Consider the following 15,203-nt stretch of genomic DNA (forward strand, 5'->3'; position numbering starts at 1 on the left):
ACGTCCTTCGCGAAGCTGGTTAACGGCGGCGTTGTCCCTTTGTCGGACAGCCCTTCCCAGCCCCGTTAACCGACGTCAGTCGAGGTTCGGACGCAGCCAGCGGCGGGCGGTTTCGATATCGACGCCGCGCCGCACGGCATAGTCCGCAAGCTGATCTTCCCCCACGCGGGCGACCCCGAAATAGCTTGCGTCGGGATGCCCGAAATAGAAGCCCGAAACCGCTGCGGTCGGCAGCATGGCAAAGCTTTCGGTCAGGGTCGCGCCCGAATTGGCCCCGGCATCGAGCAGGTCGAAGAGGATCGGCTTCAGACTGTGATCCGGGCACGCGGGATAACCGGGCGCGGGCCGGATGCCGCGATATTCTTCCTTGATGATCGCCTCTGGCGTCAATTGTTCGGCGGGCGCATAGCCCCACAGATCGGTGCGGACATGCGCGTGGAGCCGTTCGGCAAAGGCTTCGGCGAAGCGGTCGGCGAGCGCCTTCAGCAATATGTCGCTATAGTCGTCGTGCGCCGCCTTGAAGCGCGCAAGGTGCGGCTCGATGCCGTGGATCGCGACCGAAAAGCCGCCGATCCAGTCGCCGTCATGGCTGACGAAATCGGCCAGGCACATATTCGGGCGCCCTTCGCGCTTCGCGATCTGCTGGCGCAGGAAGGGGATGCGGACGTGCCGTTCTTCCTCGGCGAGGTGAATGATGACGTCGTCGCCTTCGCGCCGGCACGGCCATAGCGCCGCGACGCCGCGTGCGTGGAGCCAGCCCTCACCGATGATCTTTTCGAGCATCGCGCGGGCGTCGGCATAGAGGTTCGTCGCGCTTTCGCCGACGATATCGTCGTCGAGGATCGCCGGGAAATTGCCTGCCAGCTCCCAAGCGCGGAAAAAGGGGGTCCAGTCGAACCATTCGACGAGTTCAGCCAGATCCCAATTGTCGAACACATGGACGCCGGGCTTTTCGGGCGGGAACGGCCGGATATGCTCGTCGACGACGAACCCGTTGGCGCGCGCATCGTCGATCGGCACCAGCGCGCTCTGCCCCTTGTTGGCGCGCACGTCGCGGATATGTTCGTAATCCGACTTGTAACCGCGAACGAACGCATCGCGCCCGGTGTCGCTGACGAGCGAGGTCGCGACGCCGACCGCGCGGCTCGCATCGAGCACGTGCAGGACCGGCCCCTGATAGGCGGGGTCGATGCGCAGCGCGGTGTGGACCTTCGACGTCGTCGCGCCGCCGATCAGCAGCGGCATCGTCATGCCGGCGCGCTGCATTTCCTCGGCCACCGTCACCATCTCGTCGAGCGAGGGGGTGATGAGGCCCGACAGGCCGATCATGTCGGCGTCATTTTCGTTCGCCGCCTCGAGGATTTTCGACCAGGGCACCATGACGCCCAGATCGACGATCTCGAACCCGTTACATTGCAGCACGACGCCGACGATATTCTTGCCGATATCATGGACGTCGCCCTTCACGGTCGCCATCACGACCTTGCCCTTGCCCTTCGCGCCGGGTTCCTTGGCGGCTTCGATGAAGGGTAGCAGATGCGCGACCGCCTTCTTCATGACGCGCGCCGATTTGACGACCTGCGGCAGGAACATCTTGCCCGAACCGAACAGGTCGCCGACGACGTTCATGCCGTCCATCAACGGCCCCTCGATCACCTCGATCGGGCGATCCATCAGCAGCCGCATCTCTTCGGTATCGTCGACGACATGCGCGTCGATGCCCTTGACCAAGGCATGTTCGAGCCGCTTTTCGACCGGCCAGCCGCGCCATTCCTCGGCCGCCTTTTCCTGCGCCGCATTGCTGCCCTTGTAGCGTTCGGCGAGCGCGATCAGCCGCTCGGTCGGGCTCAGTTCCTCGCCCTCCACCTTGCGGTTGAGGATGACATCCTCGCACGCGGTGCGCAGTTCGGGGTCGATCGTGTCATAGACATCGAGCTGCCCCGCATTGACAATCGCCATGTCGAGCCCGGCGGGGATCGCGTGATAGAGGAAGACGCTGTGCATCGCGCGGCGCACCGTCTCGTTACCGCGAAAGCCGAACGAGAGGTTCGACAGCCCGCCCGAGAAATGGACGTGCGGACAGCGAACGCGGATTTCCTTCACCGCCTCGATGAAATCGACGGCATAATTGTCATGCTCCTCGAGCCCTGTCGCGACCGCGAAGATATTGGGATCGAAGATAATGTCCTCGGGCGGAAAACCGATGGTCATCAGCAGCTTGTAGGCACGCTCGCAAATCTCGATCTTGCGGTCCTTGGTGTCGGCCTGTCCGACCTCGTCGAACGCCATCACGACCACCGCGGCGCCATAGGCCATGCATTTGCGCGCATGGTCCAGAAAAGCCTCCTCGCCCTCCTTCATGCTGATCGAATTGACGATCGGCTTGCCGGGGACGCATTTCAGCCCTGCTTCGATCACCTCCCACTTCGACGAATCGATCATCACCGGCACGCGCGCGATGTCGGGTTCGGCGGCGATCAGCTTCAGGAAGGTCGTCATCGCGCGGGTCGCGTCGAGCAGGCCTTCGTCCATGTTCACGTCGATGACCTGCGCGCCATTTTCGACCTGCTGACGCGCGACCTCGACCGCCGCGGTGAAATCGTCGGCGAGGATCAGCCGCTTGAAGGCGGCGGAGCCGGTGACGTTGGTGCGTTCGCCGATGTTGACGAACGAGGAGGAGGAGAGAGTTGCGGTCATCGAACGGTCCAAAGAGAATCAGGCAGCAAGCGGGCGGGCGAGAACGCGGTCGTCGTAGAACTTCCCCCCGACATTGAACTGGCGTGTCCCGACGTCGACGAAGCCCTGCTTGCGATAGAAAGCGAGCGCCCGCTCGTTGCGGGCGTAAACGCCAAGCAACAGGCGGCGATGCCCTGCCGCAGCGTGAAGTGCGCAGCGCATCAGCGCGGCGCCAAGTCCGCTGCCATGAAAACGCGACAGCGAATAGATGCGCTTGAGTTCAATGTCGCCCGCCTCGGCAGCGGCGAGGTCGGGCCGACCGATCAGCGCGAAGCCGATCGGCGCGCCGCCCGGCTGCGCCTCGGCAAGCCAGGCGCGCGCGCCCGACGCCAGATAGGCGCGATAGGCGGCCTCCTGATGCTGCGCCGCGCAATGCCCGACGATCGCCTCGCCGTCGAGAATGCCCGCGAAGGTTTCGAGGAAGGTCGCGGCGCCGATCAATGCCAACGCGGCGGCATCAGCCTCTCCGGCCTCGCGAATCGCCCATGTCGGTCCGTCCTCCATCAGGATGCCGCCGCCATCGTGAAGGGCTCCAGTCCGGCAAGCCGCGTGCGCACCGGCACCTCGGGAATCCGCCGCGCGGGGAGGCCCTGCACGGCCTTTGCCATCGCTGCGATATGCGCCGGGGTCGATCCGCAGCAGCCGCCGAGGATGTTGACCTGACCATGGTCGGCCCATTCGCGGACCAGCGCCGCGGTCGTGTCGGGCAATTCGTCATATTCGCCAAGCTCGTTGGGCAGGCCGGCGTTCGGATAGACCATCACCAGCGTGTCGGCGAGGTCGGAGAGCACGCGGACATGCGGGCGAAGCTGCGCCGCGCCGAACGAGCAGTTGAGCCCCAGTGTCAGCGGCTTGGCATGACGCACCGCATACCAGAAAGCCTCGACCGTGTGGCCCGACAGGTTGCGACCCGACAGGTCGGTGAGCGTCATCGAGATCATCAGCGGCAGCTCGCGCCCGACCTTCGCCTCTGCCTCGAGCGTCGCGGCGATGCCGGCCTTGGCATTCAGTGTGTCGAAGATCGTCTCGATCAGGATGAAATCGGCTCCGCCTTCAGCCAGCGCGATTACCTGTTCGCGATAGACGTCCTTCAATTCGTCGAAATCGATCTCGCGATAGCCGGGATTGTTGACGTCGGGCGACAGCGACAGCGTCTTGTTCGTCGGCCCGACCGCGCCCGCGACGAAGCGGCGGCGGCCGTCCTGCGCCGCGAACTTGTCGGCCGCTTCGCGCCCCAGGCGCGCGCTTTCGTGGTTGATGTCAGCAACGAGCGCTTCGGCGCCATAATCGGCCTGGCTGATCCGGTTCGCGCTGAACGTGTTGGTCGAGACAATGTCCGATCCGGCGGCGAGATAGGCCTCGCCGATCGCGGTCACGACATCCTGCCGCGTCAGCGCAAGGATGTCGTTATTACCCTTCTGGTCGTGACCGAGGCCGAGCGATCCCGCATAATCGGCTTCGCCGAGCTTGCGGAGCTGAATCTGAGTGCCCCAGCCGCCATCGGTGAGCAGGATCCGGTCCTTCGCCGCCGCGATCAGGGCCTCGCGCGCTGAGATCATGCCGCCTTATCCTTTGCCGGCGCCACCGGCCGCAGCCCCAGCATATGACAGATCGCATAGCTGAGTTCGGCGCGGTTAAGCGTGTAGAAGTGAAAATCGCGTACACCGCCCGCGTAGAGGCGGCGGCACATTTCGGCCGCGACCGTCGCGGCAACGAGCTGACGCGCGGCGGGCAGATCGTCGAGCCCTTCGAACAGCGCGATCATCCACGCAGGGATCGCGGTGCCGCACATATCGGCCATGCGCCGCGTCTGCGACACGTTCGACACCGGCAGGATGCCCGGCACGATCGGCGCGTCAATGCCCGCCGCAGCCGCGGCGTCGCGGAAGCGCAGGAAGGCTTCGGGCGAGAAGAAGAATTGCGTGATCGCACGCGTCGCCCCGGCATCAAGCTTGCGTTTCAGATTGTCGAGATCGGCCTGCGGGCAATCCGCGTCGGGATGCACCTCCGGATAAGCGGCGACCGAAATGTCGAACGGCGCGATCCGCTTCAACCCGGCGACGAGCTCGACCGCGTTCGCAAAACCGTCGGGATGCGCCCGATACGCACCGCCGCCGGGGACATCGCCGCGCAGCGCGACGATATGCCGCACGCCCGCGTCCCAATAGGCGCGCGCAACCTCGTCGATCTCAGCGCGCGACGCCTCGACGCAGGTCAGGTGCGCGGCGGGCGGCACCGCGCTTTCGGACGCGATCCGTGCCACCGTCGCATGGGTGCGCTCGCGCGTCGATCCGCCCGCTCCATAAGTTACTGAAACGAAGCGCGGCGCCAGCGGCTCGAGCGTGCGGAACGTGTCCCACAGCTGCGCCTCCATCTTCTCGGACTTGGGCGGAAAGAATTCGAAACTGACGCCGATGTCGCCTTCCAGATTGGCGAAGAGCGGCGACGCCGCAGCGCGGCGCGCCTCGGCCAGCGCGTCGAGGGAAGTGGTCATGCGGCGAGCCTTTTGCCTTCGCCGTCGCCCGCGGCGACGGGGGGTTGATCCTGATCACGGCGGCGCGCGCCAAGCCACAGCTTGACCGCGAGCGCACCGCCTTCGAGTGTTTGCGTCCGTTCGAGCGTCAGCCCCGACGCGGCGAACCAGCCGCCGATCTGCGTATCCGAAAAACCGAGGCGCGCATGCGCGGCCAAGGCGCGCAGATCCTCATCCTCGTGCGGCGCAAAATCGGCAACGAGCAAATGCCCGCCATCGCGCAGCACGCGCGCGGCTTCGGCGATGACGCGTTCGGGTTCGTGGGCAAAGTGCAGCGCCTGATGGATAACCACCGAATCGACGCCGGCGTCGGCGATGGGCAGTGCGAGGAAATCGCCCTGCACCAGATCGACCGGCACTGCCTGATCCGACAGTTTGGCGCGCGCGATGCGCAGCATTTCGGGGCTGCGGTCGAGCGCGGTGATCCGCTGCGCCGTTGGTGCGAAGATTTCGGCCATGCGCCCCGTGCCGGTGCCGACGTCAAGCAGATGGCCCAGCGCGCGCCCGTACATCATCGCGACCATCGCGTCCTCGACCTCGCTTTCGGCGACGTGGCGCGACCGGATCGCATCCCATTCGGCCGCATGGTCGGCGAAATAGCGTTCGGCCACCGCCGCGCGCTCGGCGCGAACCGCGGCAAGCCGGCGCGCATCCTGCGCGATCACCAGCGCCTCGCGCGCCGAAAAGGGCCACGCTCCGGCGGCAGCAGCCATGTCGGCACCCGGCCCCTGTTCGGCGATGCGCAGGAAGACCCAGCTCCCCTCGCGGCGGCGCTCGACGATCCCGGCTTCGGCGAGGATACGGACGTGGCGCGAAACGCGCGGCTGGCTCTGTTCAAGCACCGCCGCCAGTTCGCCGATCGCCAGCTCCATCTCGCGCAGCAAAGCGACGACGCGCAGGCGCGTCGGGTCGGCCAAGGCCCGAAAAATGTCGATCAGCTCGCTCATCGCGGCATCATATAAAGACTTCTTTATATGTGGTCAACGAATTGTCGTGCAGCAACCGTGTGCGCGCGCGATTGCGACCAACGCCGCGCCTTGGACAAAAAGTCCGTTGCACCCCCACTTACAACCCTGTAATTCCGGCGCCCGATCAACGGGAGCAGGATCGCATTGGTCCGGTCCGCCCGCCGGTCGAGAAGTTCAATCAAGAGGGGTATCCCAAATGAAAAAGTCGATCACTCTGTCGCTCGTCCTCGCCGCGTCGCTGAGCGTTGCCGCTTGCTCGCAGAAGGCTGCTGACGAAGCCGCTCCGGCCGACACCGCGGCCACCGAAACCGTCGAAGGCGCTGCCGACGGCGCGATGGAAGCCGCTTCGAGCGCTGCTGACGCGACCGCTTCGGCCGCGACCGACGCCGCCGCTGCCGCCGGCGACGCTGCCGACAAGGCTGGCGAAGCTGCAGACAAGGCCAGCGAAGCCGCTGCGGCCGCCAAGGAAGCGACCGACGCCGCTGCCGCGAAGATGGAAGAAGCCAAGAAGTAAGCTTCCACTTTCGCCTGCCAAGGCAAGGAAATCGGGGGTCGTCGACATGCGTCGGCGGCCCCTTTTCCTTTTGCGATCAATACCCCGCGGCCACCGCGTCCCGCCGCACGGTTGCCAAGCCGGGCAGGCGCAGTTAGTCTCCGCGCCCAGTGGCCGGTTATCCGGCCGCTTGCACATCGAAAGGAACATATATGCGCAAGATCATCCTCGCCTCGATGGCCGCAGCGGCCTTCAGCCTCGCCGCTTGCTCGGAAAAGGCGCAGCAGGAAACGTCTGAAGCCGGCGATGCGATCGCCGCTGATGCCGCTAGCGCGGGCGATGCCGTCGCCGATGGTGCGGCCGACGCCGCTGACGCGACCGCCGATGCCGCGAAGGACGCCGGCAACGCCGTCGAAGGCACCGTGAATGCCGCCGGCGATGTCGCCGCTGCCGCGGGCGACAAGATCCAGGAAGAAACCAAGAAGGCCGAAGCCAACGACAAGTAAGTCGTCGGCAGGCCCTTGGCCTGATAGGGAAAGAGGGGCTTCGCCGGAATGGCGGGGCCCCTTTTCGCAGGAGCCGACATGACGAAATTTCCAACCTGCATGGTTTTGGCCGCAGTACTGTGCCTCGTCGCCGGCTGCAGCCGCACCGACAATGAGCCCGGCCCCGGCGGCGTCACGGTCAGCGAGGCCAAGGCGCTCGACGATGCGGCCGAAATGCTCGAAAGCCGGGACGGCACCGCTACGAACGCCGAGAGTGCCGCGAGCGGCGAAGACGGCGGCAAATAGGCTTTCGCCAAATCGATTGCCGCGATAGAAGCCAGGCGTCCCGCAACTGGCGCTGAAGATGGAGTTCCATCGGGGAGCGGGACCGATGCGAGCCGCGCGCCTGGGTGATCCGTCAGAAAAGGACCATCCCGATGACCGACGCGCCGCAAACCACCATCGTCTTCCTGCTGTTTCCCGGTATCACCCAGCTCGATTTTACCGCACCGGCGCAGGCGCTGTGCCGCCTGCCCGGCGCGCGGCTGATCGGCGCCGCGGCCAGCCTCGACCCGATACCGACCGACTGCGGCTTTGCGATGGTGCCGACGCATGATTTCGCCGCGGCGCCGCAAGCCGACATACTGTGCGTCCCCGGCGGACATGGCGTCGCCGAAGCGCTGGGCGACCGGGCGACGATCGACTTCATCGCGCAGCAGGCGGCCGGCGCCACCTGGGTGACGAGCGTGTGCACCGGCGCCTTCCTGCTCGGCCGCGCCGGGCTGCTCGAAGGGCGGCGCGCGACCACGCATTGGGCCTATACGCATCTGCTGCCGATGGTCGGCGCGCGCCACGAAGCGGCGCGCGTCGTCGAGGACGGTCCCGTCGTGACGAGCGGCGGGGTGACGTCGGGCCTCGATTTCGCGCTGACGCTGGTCGCGCGGATGCGGGGCGACGCGGCCGCGCAGGCGATCCAGCTTGCAATCGAATATGATCCGGCCCCGCCCTTCGCCGGCGGCCACCCCGACCGGGCGCCGGTCGCGGTGACCGAGAGGTTGAAAGCGCGCGTCTATGACGCAGCGGCGGCGCGGATGGCAGCGGCGCTCAAAAGCTAGAGCCGGCCCCTATGCGCAGTTTGCGAGGGCGATCTCGTAGAGTTTGGGCCAATATTTGCCGGTGACAAATAGCCGCTTGCCCTTCGCGTCCCAGGCAATGCCGTTGAGCACGCTGTCGCTGTCGCTGACCCCGGCGTCTTTACGCAGCCCAGTCAGGTCGATGTAGGAGACGATGGCTCCGCTGTCGGGGTCGATCCGCACGATGACGTCGCTCATCCAAACATTCGCCCAGACCTGTCCGTCGATCGCCTCGAGTTCGTTGAGCATGGCGAGCGGACGGCCGCCGAAGCGAACGGTGACGCGGCGCTTTTCCGCCATCGTGGCGGGATCGAAGAAGCGCAGCGTCGGCGTTCCGTCGCTGAGCACGATCGTATCGCCGAGCGTCGTCACCCCCCAGCCCTCGCCCGAATAGGTGAAGTCGCCGACCGGCTTCAGATCCTTGAAGCGCCAGCGATGGCCGATGCCGTTCTGCCAGGTGACGCCGATAATCTGGTCGCGCCAGCGCGTGATCCCTTCGCCGAACTGGTCGGCGGGGAGCGGCGTTTCGGCGAGCGCCTTGCCGGTCGCCAGGTCGAGACGCGCGATGCGCGAATGGCCGTACTGCCCCGTCCCTTCGTAAAGATGGCCGTCGTCCCAGAACAGGCCCTGAGTGAAGGAGGACGGATCGTGCGGATAGGTCTGGACCACCCGGTAGCCACAGCGTTCGATCGTGGCGCGCGGCGGCGGCGGCGCAGGCGGAGCGACGGCGGCCGCGGGATCGGCGAGCAGCGCGGCAAGGGCGAGAAGCAGGCTCATGACCGCCTAGCTATGCTGCGGCGGATGAACTGGCAATGGCCCGGAAAAAGGTGAGGGGACAGAAAAGGGCCGGAGGATTGCTCCCCCGGCCCCGTTTCTTGTTGGCTGAGCGCCGAACGGTACGGACTTAGAAGTCCATGCCGCCCATGCCGCCCATGCCGCCACCGCCCATCGGCATCGCCGGTTTGTCTTCGGGAAGCTCGCTCACCGCCGCTTCGGTGGTGATGAGCAGGCCCGAAACCGAGGCAGCGTCCTGAAGCGCGGTGCGCACGACCTTGGTCGGGTCGATGACGCCGGCGGCCTTCAGATTTTCATAGACGTCGGTCGCGGCGTTGAAGCCCTGATCCTGGTTGTTTTCGCGCAGCAGGTTGCCGGCGACAACCGCACCATCATGGCCGGCGTTGGCCGCGATCTGACGCAGCGGCGCTTCGATCGCCTTGCGGACGATGTCGATGCCGCGGGTCTGGTCGTCGTTGGCGCCCTTCAGCCCTTCGAGAGCCTTGGTGGCATACAGCAGAGCCGTACCGCCGCCGGGGACGATGCCTTCCTCGACCGCGGCGCGGGTCGCGTGCAGCGCGTCGTCGACGCGATCCTTGCGTTCCTTCACCTCGACTTCGGTCGCACCGCCGACCTTGATCACCGCAACGCCGCCGGCGAGCTTCGCCAGACGTTCCTGCAGCTTTTCACGATCGTAATCCGACGTGGTGGTTTCGATCTGCGCGCGGATCTGTTCGACGCGGGCCTTGATCGCGTCGCCTTCACCTGCACCGTCGACGATGGTGGTGTTGTCCTTGTCGATCGTGACGCGCTTCGCCTGGCCGAGCATGTTCAGCGTGACCGACTCGAGCTTGATGCCCAGGTCTTCGCTGATCATTTCGCCGGCGGTCAGGATCGCGATGTCCTGCAGCATCGCCTTGCGGCGATCGCCGAAGCCCGGCGCCTTGACGGCCGCGACCTTGAGGCCGCCGCGCAGACGGTTGACGACCAGCGTCGCAAGCGCTTCGCCTTCGATGTCTTCCGCGATGATGAGCAGCGGACGGCCCGACTGCACAACCGCTTCGAGGATCGGAAGCATCGACTGGAGGTTCGACAGCTTCTTTTCGAAGATCAGGATGTACGGATCAGCCAGTTCGACCGTCATCTTTTCGGGGTTGGTGATGAAGTAGGGCGACAGATAGCCGCGGTCGAACTGCATGCCTTCGACGACATCGAGTTCGAACTCGAGGCCCTTGGCTTCCTCGACGGTGATCACGCCTTCCTTGCCGACCTTTTCCATCGCTTCGGCGATCTTTTCGCCGACTTCGATGTCGCCATTGGCCGAGATGATGCCGACCTGCGCGATTTCCGACGAGCCCGACACGGCGGTCGAACGGCCCTTGAGGTCTTCGACGACCTTGGTGACCGCGAGGTCGATGCCGCGCTTCAGGTCCATCGGGTTCATGCCGGCAGCAACCGACTTCATGCCTTCGCGGACGATCGCCTGGGCGAGGACGGTCGCGGTGGTGGTGCCGTCGCCGGCCTTGTCATTCGCCTTCGAGGCGACTTCGCGCAGCATCTGCGCGCCCATGTTTTCGAACTTGTCCTTGAGTTCGATTTCCTTGGCGACCGAGACACCGTCCTTGGTGATGCGGGGGGCGCCGAAGCTCTTGTCGATCACGACATTGCGGCCCTTGGGGCCCAGCGTGACCTTGACGGCGTCGGCGAGGATGTCGACGCCCTTCAGGATGCGTTCGCGTGCGTCGCGCGAAAATTTAACGTCCTTGGCAGCCATGAGGATGCTCCTTTAATAAAAGCGCAGAAAACTGCGTAACTTCACACTGAAATCGGCAAACAGGCTCAGGCGAGAACGCCGAGGATGTCCGATTCCTTCATGATCAACAGCTCTTCGCCATCGACCTTGACTTCGGTGCCCGACCATTTGCCGAACAGGATGCGGTCGCCCGACTTGACGTCGAGCGGCGTCACCTTGCCATCTTCGGCCTTGCTGCCGGTGCCGACGGCGACGACTTCGCCTTCCTGCGGCTTTTCCTTGGCGGTGTCGGGAATGATGATGCCGCCAGCCGTCTTTTCTTCGGCTTCGATACGGCGGACGAGCACGCGGTCGTGCAGCGGACGAAATTGCATGGATGTCCCTCCAGTAATGCAATGGATGTCAGACTTAGCACTCACAGGGCGCGAGTGCTAACAAGCCGGCATATGGGTGGGAGTCAGATGGGCGTCAAGCAGCGCCGATCAACTTTTTTTGCGTCAGGCCGGAAGCAAACCGAGGCGGGCCCGCATCCCCCAGCGCATCAGCAGTACCGCCGACACCACGATGAGCCCGACCGCCAGACCGATCCACACGCCGACGCCCGCGAGCGGGGTCCAGAAGCCAAGGTAGATGGCGGTGCCATAGCCCGCGATCCAGTAGCCGCAGACCGCGATGATCATCGGCACGCGCGTATCCTGAAGCCCGCGCAATACGCCTGCCGCAACCGTCTGGGCGCCGTCGAACAGCTGGAACGCAGCGGCCACGATCAGGAACTGCAGCGCAAAATGGACGAGCGCGGCGTTGCGCGCCGCATCGACATCGACGTAGATCGACAGCACGAGCCGCGGCGCGAGCCAGATCACCGCCGCGGTCACGACCATGAACCCGATACCGAGGATCAGCGACGCCTGCCCCGCGAGCGCAATGCCGCGATGGTCGCGCGCGCCATAGGAAAGGCCGACCCGGATCGTCGCCGCCTGCGCCACGCCGAACGGAATCTGGAAGGCGAGCGCCGCGATCTGGAGCGCGAGGGTGTGACCGGCGAGCTGCGCCTCACCGATCCGGCCCATCAGGAAAGCGGCGCCGGTGAACAGCCCGGCCTCGGCCAGAATGATGAGGCCGATCGGGGTGCCGATGCGGAGCATTTCCCAGAAGCGGGGCCATTCGGAGCGCCACCAGTTGCCGAACAGATGATAACGGCGCAGCCGCCGGTCGGTCTGGATCACGATGATATAGGCGATCAGCATCACCGTGCTCGTGATGACGCTCGACAGCGCCGAGCCCTGCAGTCCGAGGGCCGGCATGCCGAGATGGCCGAAGACGAGGCTCCAGTTGCCGAGGGCATTGACGAACAGCGCGAGGAAGGTGATCGCGGTGGCAATCGTCGGACGTCCGAGCGCCGAAACGAAGATGCGCAACACGCTCGCTGCGATCATCGGCATCATGCCCCACATCAGGATCAACAGGAAACTGGCGGCATGTGCCGTGATTTCGGGGTCTTGCCCGGTTGCGCGCATGATCGGGCCGCCCGCGGCACAGACACCCATGAACAGCACGGACACGATCGCACTAAGCCACAGCGCCATGCGGACGGTCCGCCGTACTTCGCGCACGGCATGTTTGCGCCGCCCGAGTTCGGCGGCGACGAGCGGCGCTGCGGCGCCAACGAGCCCTGTCCCGGTCCACAACAACAGGCCGAAGATCGAGACGCCGAGCGACGAGGCGGCAAGCGGCGCATCGCCGAGCCGCGCCACGAAGATCACGTCGATCGCATGGACCATCATCTGCAGCAGGTTCGCCGCCGCCAGCGGCAGGGCGAGCGCCAGCGTCGCGCGAAATTCGGCGCGGAAAGTCTGCGGCTGATCCGCCGTCAGGGGGTGGGCCTGCTCGAGCATAGCCGGCCCGGATAGGCGCGCTTTTACGGCCGCTCAATAGCGCGCGAGCGCCGCGCGCGGTTTCGGATGCGGGGGTGATAAAAAGGCAACAATCGTTGCCTTAGCCCCTCCACGTCACCGCCATCTCATAGGCGAAGGCGAGGAAGGTCAGCGTCAGGCCGACGACGAACAGGCGATAGGCATAGGCGAGGTAGCGATATTTGCGCCGCGCGAGGACAAGACCGTTCTGGTAGGTGTCGCGCAGGATCGTTTCGTAAATATCCTCCTCGGTCCGCATCCGTGCCTTGACCGCGTCGATGAACTCGTCCTCCTCCATCTGCTCGAACCGGCCGAAGAAGAGGATATTGCTATGATCCTTGCCGTCGCGAAACACCGCCGGCGGCGCCTTGCCGACACGGGGGAGAACCGCCGATATGGCGAGCAGCGCCGAGAGGAAGGAAAAGGTCGCCAGCACCGCGAGCGGCAGCGTGAAGGCCCCCGCCCCGGCGCGCGCCTGTCCGACCGCGAGGGTGAAGACCACGAAGGTCGCGCCCATCAGGATCGACGCCTTTTGATCGGCCATCTGCGACAATTGCATCGTGATCTGCTGATTGGTGCGCACGAGATGCACCGCGTTGGGCGGAAAGGATATGGCGGGCCGTTGCGGCGCCGCGTCCGATTTTTCGCTGTCCATCCAGCCCCCTCCCTGCCCCTTCAGCTTGCGGCGACCTTCGCCCGGATGGCACGAAGGACCGCGAACGGCAAGATGCTGCCCGATTGCCGCCGCAATCGCTTGCCAAGCGGGACGGGGCGCGGCATGCCCGCCCGCAGTTTTTTCATTATGGGACGCACCCGCATGAGCACCCCCCTCGCCGACCAGATCCACGGCCTGATCGAACCTTTCAACAAGAAGGGCGTCGCCCTGACCGACGCGACGACCTTTGCCGGCGACCTTGAATGGGACAGCCTGACGGTGATGGATTTCGTCGCCGAGGTCGAGGATACGTTCGACATCATCATCAGCATGAACATGCAGGCCGAGATCGAAACCGTCGGCCAGCTCGTCGCCGCGGTGGAAAAGCTGCAGGGCTGAAAATCTTGTGCTCCCCGGCGAAAGCCGGGGTCCACGCGACGTCGCGCGACCTATCTGGACCCCGGCTTTCGCCGGGGCACACGGAAGAAACGAATATGACCGACCTTTTCTCCAAATTCGATCCGCTCATCGAACAGCGCGCGGCGCTGCTCGCGACCGGCGTTACCGATCCCTTCAGCCTGGTGATGGAGAAAGTGCTCTCGCCCACCGTCGCGATCTGCAACGGGCGCGAGACGATCCTGCTCGGCACCTATAATTATATGGGCATGACCTTCGACGAGGATGTCATCGCCGCGGGCAAGGACGCGCTCGACAAGTTCGGCAGCGGCACCACCGGCAGCCGCGTCCTCAACGGCACCTATCAGGGGCACAAGGAGTGCGAGGACGCGCTGAAGGAATTTTACGCCATGGATCATGCCATGGTGTTCTCGACCGGATATCAGGCGAACCTCGGCATCATTTCGACGATCGCGGGCAAGGGCGACTATGTCATCCTCGACATCGACAGCCACGCATCGATCTATGACGGGTGCAAGATGGGCGACGCCGAAATCGTCGCTTTTCGCCACAACGATGTCGAAGCGCTCGAAAAGCGGCTGAAGCGCCTGCCCGCCGAGGCCGGCAAGCTCGTCGTGCTCGAGGGCGTCTATTCGATGCTCGGCGACGTTGCGCCGCTGAAGGAGATGATCCGCGTCTCCAAGGAAAATGGCGCGATGGTCCTCGTCGACGAAGCGCATTCGATGGGCTTCATCGGCGAACATGGCCGCGGCGTCGCCGAGGCGCAGGGCGTGATCGACGATGTCGACTTCATCATCGGCACCTTTTCGAAGAGCGTCGGCACCGTCGGCGGCTTCTGCGTGTCGAACCACCCGAAGTTCGAGATCTTGCGGCTCGTCTGCCGCCCGTACGTCTTCACCGCCTCGCTGCCGCCGAGCGTCGTCGCGACCGCGGCGACGAGCATCCGCAAGCTGATGCACGGATCGAACAAGCGCGCGCACCTGTGGGAAAATTCGAAGACGCTGCACAAGGGGCTGCAGGGTCTCGGCTTCACGCTCGGTACCGAAGAGCCGCAGTCGGCAATCATCGCGGTCATCATGCCCGACCTCGAAAAGGGCGCGATGATGTGGGAAGCGCTGCTCGAAGAAGGCCTCTACGTCAATCTCGCCCGCCCGCCCGCGACCCCCGCGGGCATGACGCTGCTGCGCTGCTCGCTGTGCGCCGAACATTCGAGCGAGCAGGTGAGCGAGATCCTCGGCCGCTTCGAGCGCGCGGGCAAGCGCGTGGGAATTATCGGCTGAACCGAGCCGCGCCGCCGACCAGCGGATTCATTTTCGGGGCGAACCGAGCGAAGCACCGCGCCG

At 65.3% G+C, this 15,203-nt stretch carries 16 protein-coding genes and 1 riboswitch; of the genes, 6 read left to right on the forward strand and 10 right to left on the reverse strand.

From position 1 onward, the window contains the following. Positions 1-75: 75 nt before the first annotated feature. Genes metH through STE01S_RS00970 form a run of 5 tightly spaced genes read right to left on the reverse strand, consistent with a single transcriptional unit; the run spans position 76 to position 6,216 of the window. Positions 76-2,697 carry a methionine synthase gene (metH, locus tag STE01S_RS00950; RefSeq protein WP_062764067.1) on the reverse strand — a complete coding sequence of 874 codons (2,622 nt, stop codon included), beginning with the start codon at positions 2,695-2,697 and terminating at the stop codon, positions 76-78. An 18-nt stretch (positions 2,698-2,715) separates the two neighbouring features. Further along, a complete protein-coding gene (locus STE01S_RS00955; RefSeq protein ID WP_062764069.1) occupies positions 2,716-3,240 on the reverse strand; it encodes a GNAT family N-acetyltransferase in 525 nt (174 codons plus the stop codon). Beyond that, positions 3,240-4,295, reverse strand: a complete 1,056-nt coding sequence (locus STE01S_RS00960; protein WP_174531816.1) for a homocysteine S-methyltransferase family protein — start codon at positions 4,293-4,295, stop codon at positions 3,240-3,242. The genes STE01S_RS00955 and STE01S_RS00960 overlap by 1 nt, the downstream gene beginning before the upstream one ends. Continuing rightward, complete coding sequence (gene metF, locus STE01S_RS00965) at positions 4,292-5,230, reverse strand: methylenetetrahydrofolate reductase (protein WP_062764071.1); 939 nt, start codon at positions 5,228-5,230, stop codon at positions 4,292-4,294. Before metF ends, STE01S_RS00960 begins: the two co-directional genes overlap by 4 nt. Next, the gene (locus tag STE01S_RS00970) at positions 5,227-6,216 is read right to left on the reverse strand and encodes an ArsR/SmtB family transcription factor (RefSeq protein ID WP_062764073.1); all 990 of its coding nucleotides are present in this window, start codon (positions 6,214-6,216) and stop codon (positions 5,227-5,229) included. Before STE01S_RS00970 ends, metF begins: the two co-directional genes overlap by 4 nt. Before the next feature lie 217 nt (positions 6,217-6,433). On the opposite strand from STE01S_RS00970, the gene STE01S_RS00975 reads away from it, so the two are divergent. The 4 genes from STE01S_RS00975 to STE01S_RS00990 all read left to right on the forward strand — a co-directional run bounded on the left by STE01S_RS00975 (position 6,434) and on the right by STE01S_RS00990 (position 8,330). Then, positions 6,434-6,751 (forward strand): hypothetical protein, encoded by a 318-nt coding sequence (locus STE01S_RS00975; RefSeq protein ID WP_003042650.1) that lies wholly within the window; start codon positions 6,434-6,436, stop codon positions 6,749-6,751. A gap of 191 nt (positions 6,752-6,942) precedes the next feature. Further along, positions 6,943-7,236 carry a hypothetical protein gene (locus STE01S_RS00980; RefSeq protein ID WP_062764075.1) on the forward strand — a complete coding sequence of 98 codons (294 nt, stop codon included), beginning with the start codon at positions 6,943-6,945 and terminating at the stop codon, positions 7,234-7,236. Positions 7,237-7,314: 78 nt separating this feature from the next. Further along, positions 7,315-7,521, forward strand: coding sequence for a hypothetical protein (locus STE01S_RS00985; RefSeq protein ID WP_062764562.1), 207 nt, complete (start codon positions 7,315-7,317; stop codon positions 7,519-7,521). Between the two features lie 32 nt (positions 7,522-7,553). Further along, a riboswitch (ZMP/ZTP riboswitch) is annotated at positions 7,554-7,634 on the forward strand. Between the two features lie 18 nt (positions 7,635-7,652). Next, a complete protein-coding gene (locus STE01S_RS00990) occupies positions 7,653-8,330 on the forward strand; it encodes a DJ-1/PfpI family protein (RefSeq protein ID WP_062764077.1) in 678 nt (225 codons plus the stop codon). 9 nt (positions 8,331-8,339) lie between these two features. On the opposite strand, the gene STE01S_RS00995 is transcribed toward STE01S_RS00990, so the two are convergent. From STE01S_RS00995 to STE01S_RS01015, 5 genes are all read right to left on the reverse strand, one after another. Then, the gene (locus STE01S_RS00995) at positions 8,340-9,125 is read right to left on the reverse strand and encodes a glutaminyl-peptide cyclotransferase (protein ID WP_062764079.1); all 786 of its coding nucleotides are present in this window, start codon (positions 9,123-9,125) and stop codon (positions 8,340-8,342) included. Positions 9,126-9,252: 127 nt separating this feature from the next. After that, positions 9,253-10,896 (reverse strand): chaperonin GroEL, encoded by a 1,644-nt coding sequence (groL, locus tag STE01S_RS01000; protein WP_003042661.1) that lies wholly within the window; start codon positions 10,894-10,896, stop codon positions 9,253-9,255. A 65-nt stretch (positions 10,897-10,961) separates the two neighbouring features. Continuing rightward, on the reverse strand, positions 10,962-11,249 hold the full coding sequence (gene groES / locus STE01S_RS01005) for a co-chaperone GroES (RefSeq protein WP_003042663.1): 288 nt from the start codon (positions 11,247-11,249) through the stop codon (positions 10,962-10,964). Between the two features lie 123 nt (positions 11,250-11,372). After that, entirely contained in the window at positions 11,373-12,770 is a 1,398-nt protein-coding gene (locus tag STE01S_RS01010) for an MATE family efflux transporter (protein ID WP_062764081.1), read from the reverse strand. A gap of 100 nt (positions 12,771-12,870) precedes the next feature. Beyond that, positions 12,871-13,443, reverse strand: a complete 573-nt coding sequence (locus tag STE01S_RS01015; RefSeq protein ID WP_058811237.1) for a Pycsar system effector family protein — start codon at positions 13,441-13,443, stop codon at positions 12,871-12,873. A 162-nt stretch (positions 13,444-13,605) separates the two neighbouring features. On the opposite strand from STE01S_RS01015, the gene STE01S_RS01020 reads away from it, so the two are divergent. Together STE01S_RS01020 and spt are read left to right on the forward strand one after the other, a co-directional pair. Then, positions 13,606-13,842 carry an acyl carrier protein gene (locus STE01S_RS01020; protein WP_040589850.1) on the forward strand — a complete coding sequence of 79 codons (237 nt, stop codon included), beginning with the start codon at positions 13,606-13,608 and terminating at the stop codon, positions 13,840-13,842. Between the two features lie 95 nt (positions 13,843-13,937). Then, entirely contained in the window at positions 13,938-15,140 is a 1,203-nt protein-coding gene (gene spt, locus STE01S_RS01025; RefSeq protein WP_003042671.1) for a serine palmitoyltransferase, read from the forward strand. Positions 15,141-15,203: the final 63 nt, after the last annotated feature.

Origin of the sequence: Sphingopyxis terrae subsp. terrae NBRC 15098 (genome assembly GCF_001598815.1) — a bacterium.
Lineage (GTDB): Bacteria > Pseudomonadota > Alphaproteobacteria > Sphingomonadales > Sphingomonadaceae > Sphingopyxis > Sphingopyxis terrae.

Excerpts from the sequence above, each read along its gene's own strand:
- metH (WP_062764067.1), bottom strand. The coding sequence starts at position 2,697 with ATGACCGCAACTCTCTCCTCCTCCTCGTTCGTCAACATCGGCGAACGC.
- STE01S_RS00955 (WP_062764069.1), bottom strand. The coding sequence starts at position 3,240 with ATGGAGGACGGACCGACATGGGCGATTCGCGAGGCCGGAGAGGCTGAT.
- STE01S_RS00960 (WP_174531816.1), bottom strand. The coding sequence starts at position 4,295 with ATGATCTCAGCGCGCGAGGCCCTGATCGCGGCGGCGAAGGACCGGATC.
- metF (WP_062764071.1), bottom strand. The coding sequence starts at position 5,230 with ATGACCACTTCCCTCGACGCGCTGGCCGAGGCGCGCCGCGCTGCGGCG.
- STE01S_RS00970 (WP_062764073.1), bottom strand. The coding sequence starts at position 6,216 with ATGAGCGAGCTGATCGACATTTTTCGGGCCTTGGCCGACCCGACGCGC.
- STE01S_RS00975 (WP_003042650.1), top strand. The coding sequence starts at position 6,434 with ATGAAAAAGTCGATCACTCTGTCGCTCGTCCTCGCCGCGTCGCTGAGC.
- STE01S_RS00980 (WP_062764075.1), top strand. The coding sequence starts at position 6,943 with ATGCGCAAGATCATCCTCGCCTCGATGGCCGCAGCGGCCTTCAGCCTC.
- STE01S_RS00985 (WP_062764562.1), top strand. The coding sequence starts at position 7,315 with ATGACGAAATTTCCAACCTGCATGGTTTTGGCCGCAGTACTGTGCCTC.
- STE01S_RS00990 (WP_062764077.1), top strand. The coding sequence starts at position 7,653 with ATGACCGACGCGCCGCAAACCACCATCGTCTTCCTGCTGTTTCCCGGT.
- STE01S_RS00995 (WP_062764079.1), bottom strand. The coding sequence starts at position 9,125 with ATGAGCCTGCTTCTCGCCCTTGCCGCGCTGCTCGCCGATCCCGCGGCC.
- groL (WP_003042661.1), bottom strand. The coding sequence starts at position 10,896 with ATGGCTGCCAAGGACGTTAAATTTTCGCGCGACGCACGCGAACGCATC.
- groES (WP_003042663.1), bottom strand. The coding sequence starts at position 11,249 with ATGCAATTTCGTCCGCTGCACGACCGCGTGCTCGTCCGCCGTATCGAA.
- STE01S_RS01010 (WP_062764081.1), bottom strand. The coding sequence starts at position 12,770 with ATGCTCGAGCAGGCCCACCCCCTGACGGCGGATCAGCCGCAGACTTTC.
- STE01S_RS01015 (WP_058811237.1), bottom strand. The coding sequence starts at position 13,443 with ATGGACAGCGAAAAATCGGACGCGGCGCCGCAACGGCCCGCCATATCC.
- STE01S_RS01020 (WP_040589850.1), top strand. The coding sequence starts at position 13,606 with ATGAGCACCCCCCTCGCCGACCAGATCCACGGCCTGATCGAACCTTTC.
- spt (WP_003042671.1), top strand. The coding sequence starts at position 13,938 with ATGACCGACCTTTTCTCCAAATTCGATCCGCTCATCGAACAGCGCGCG.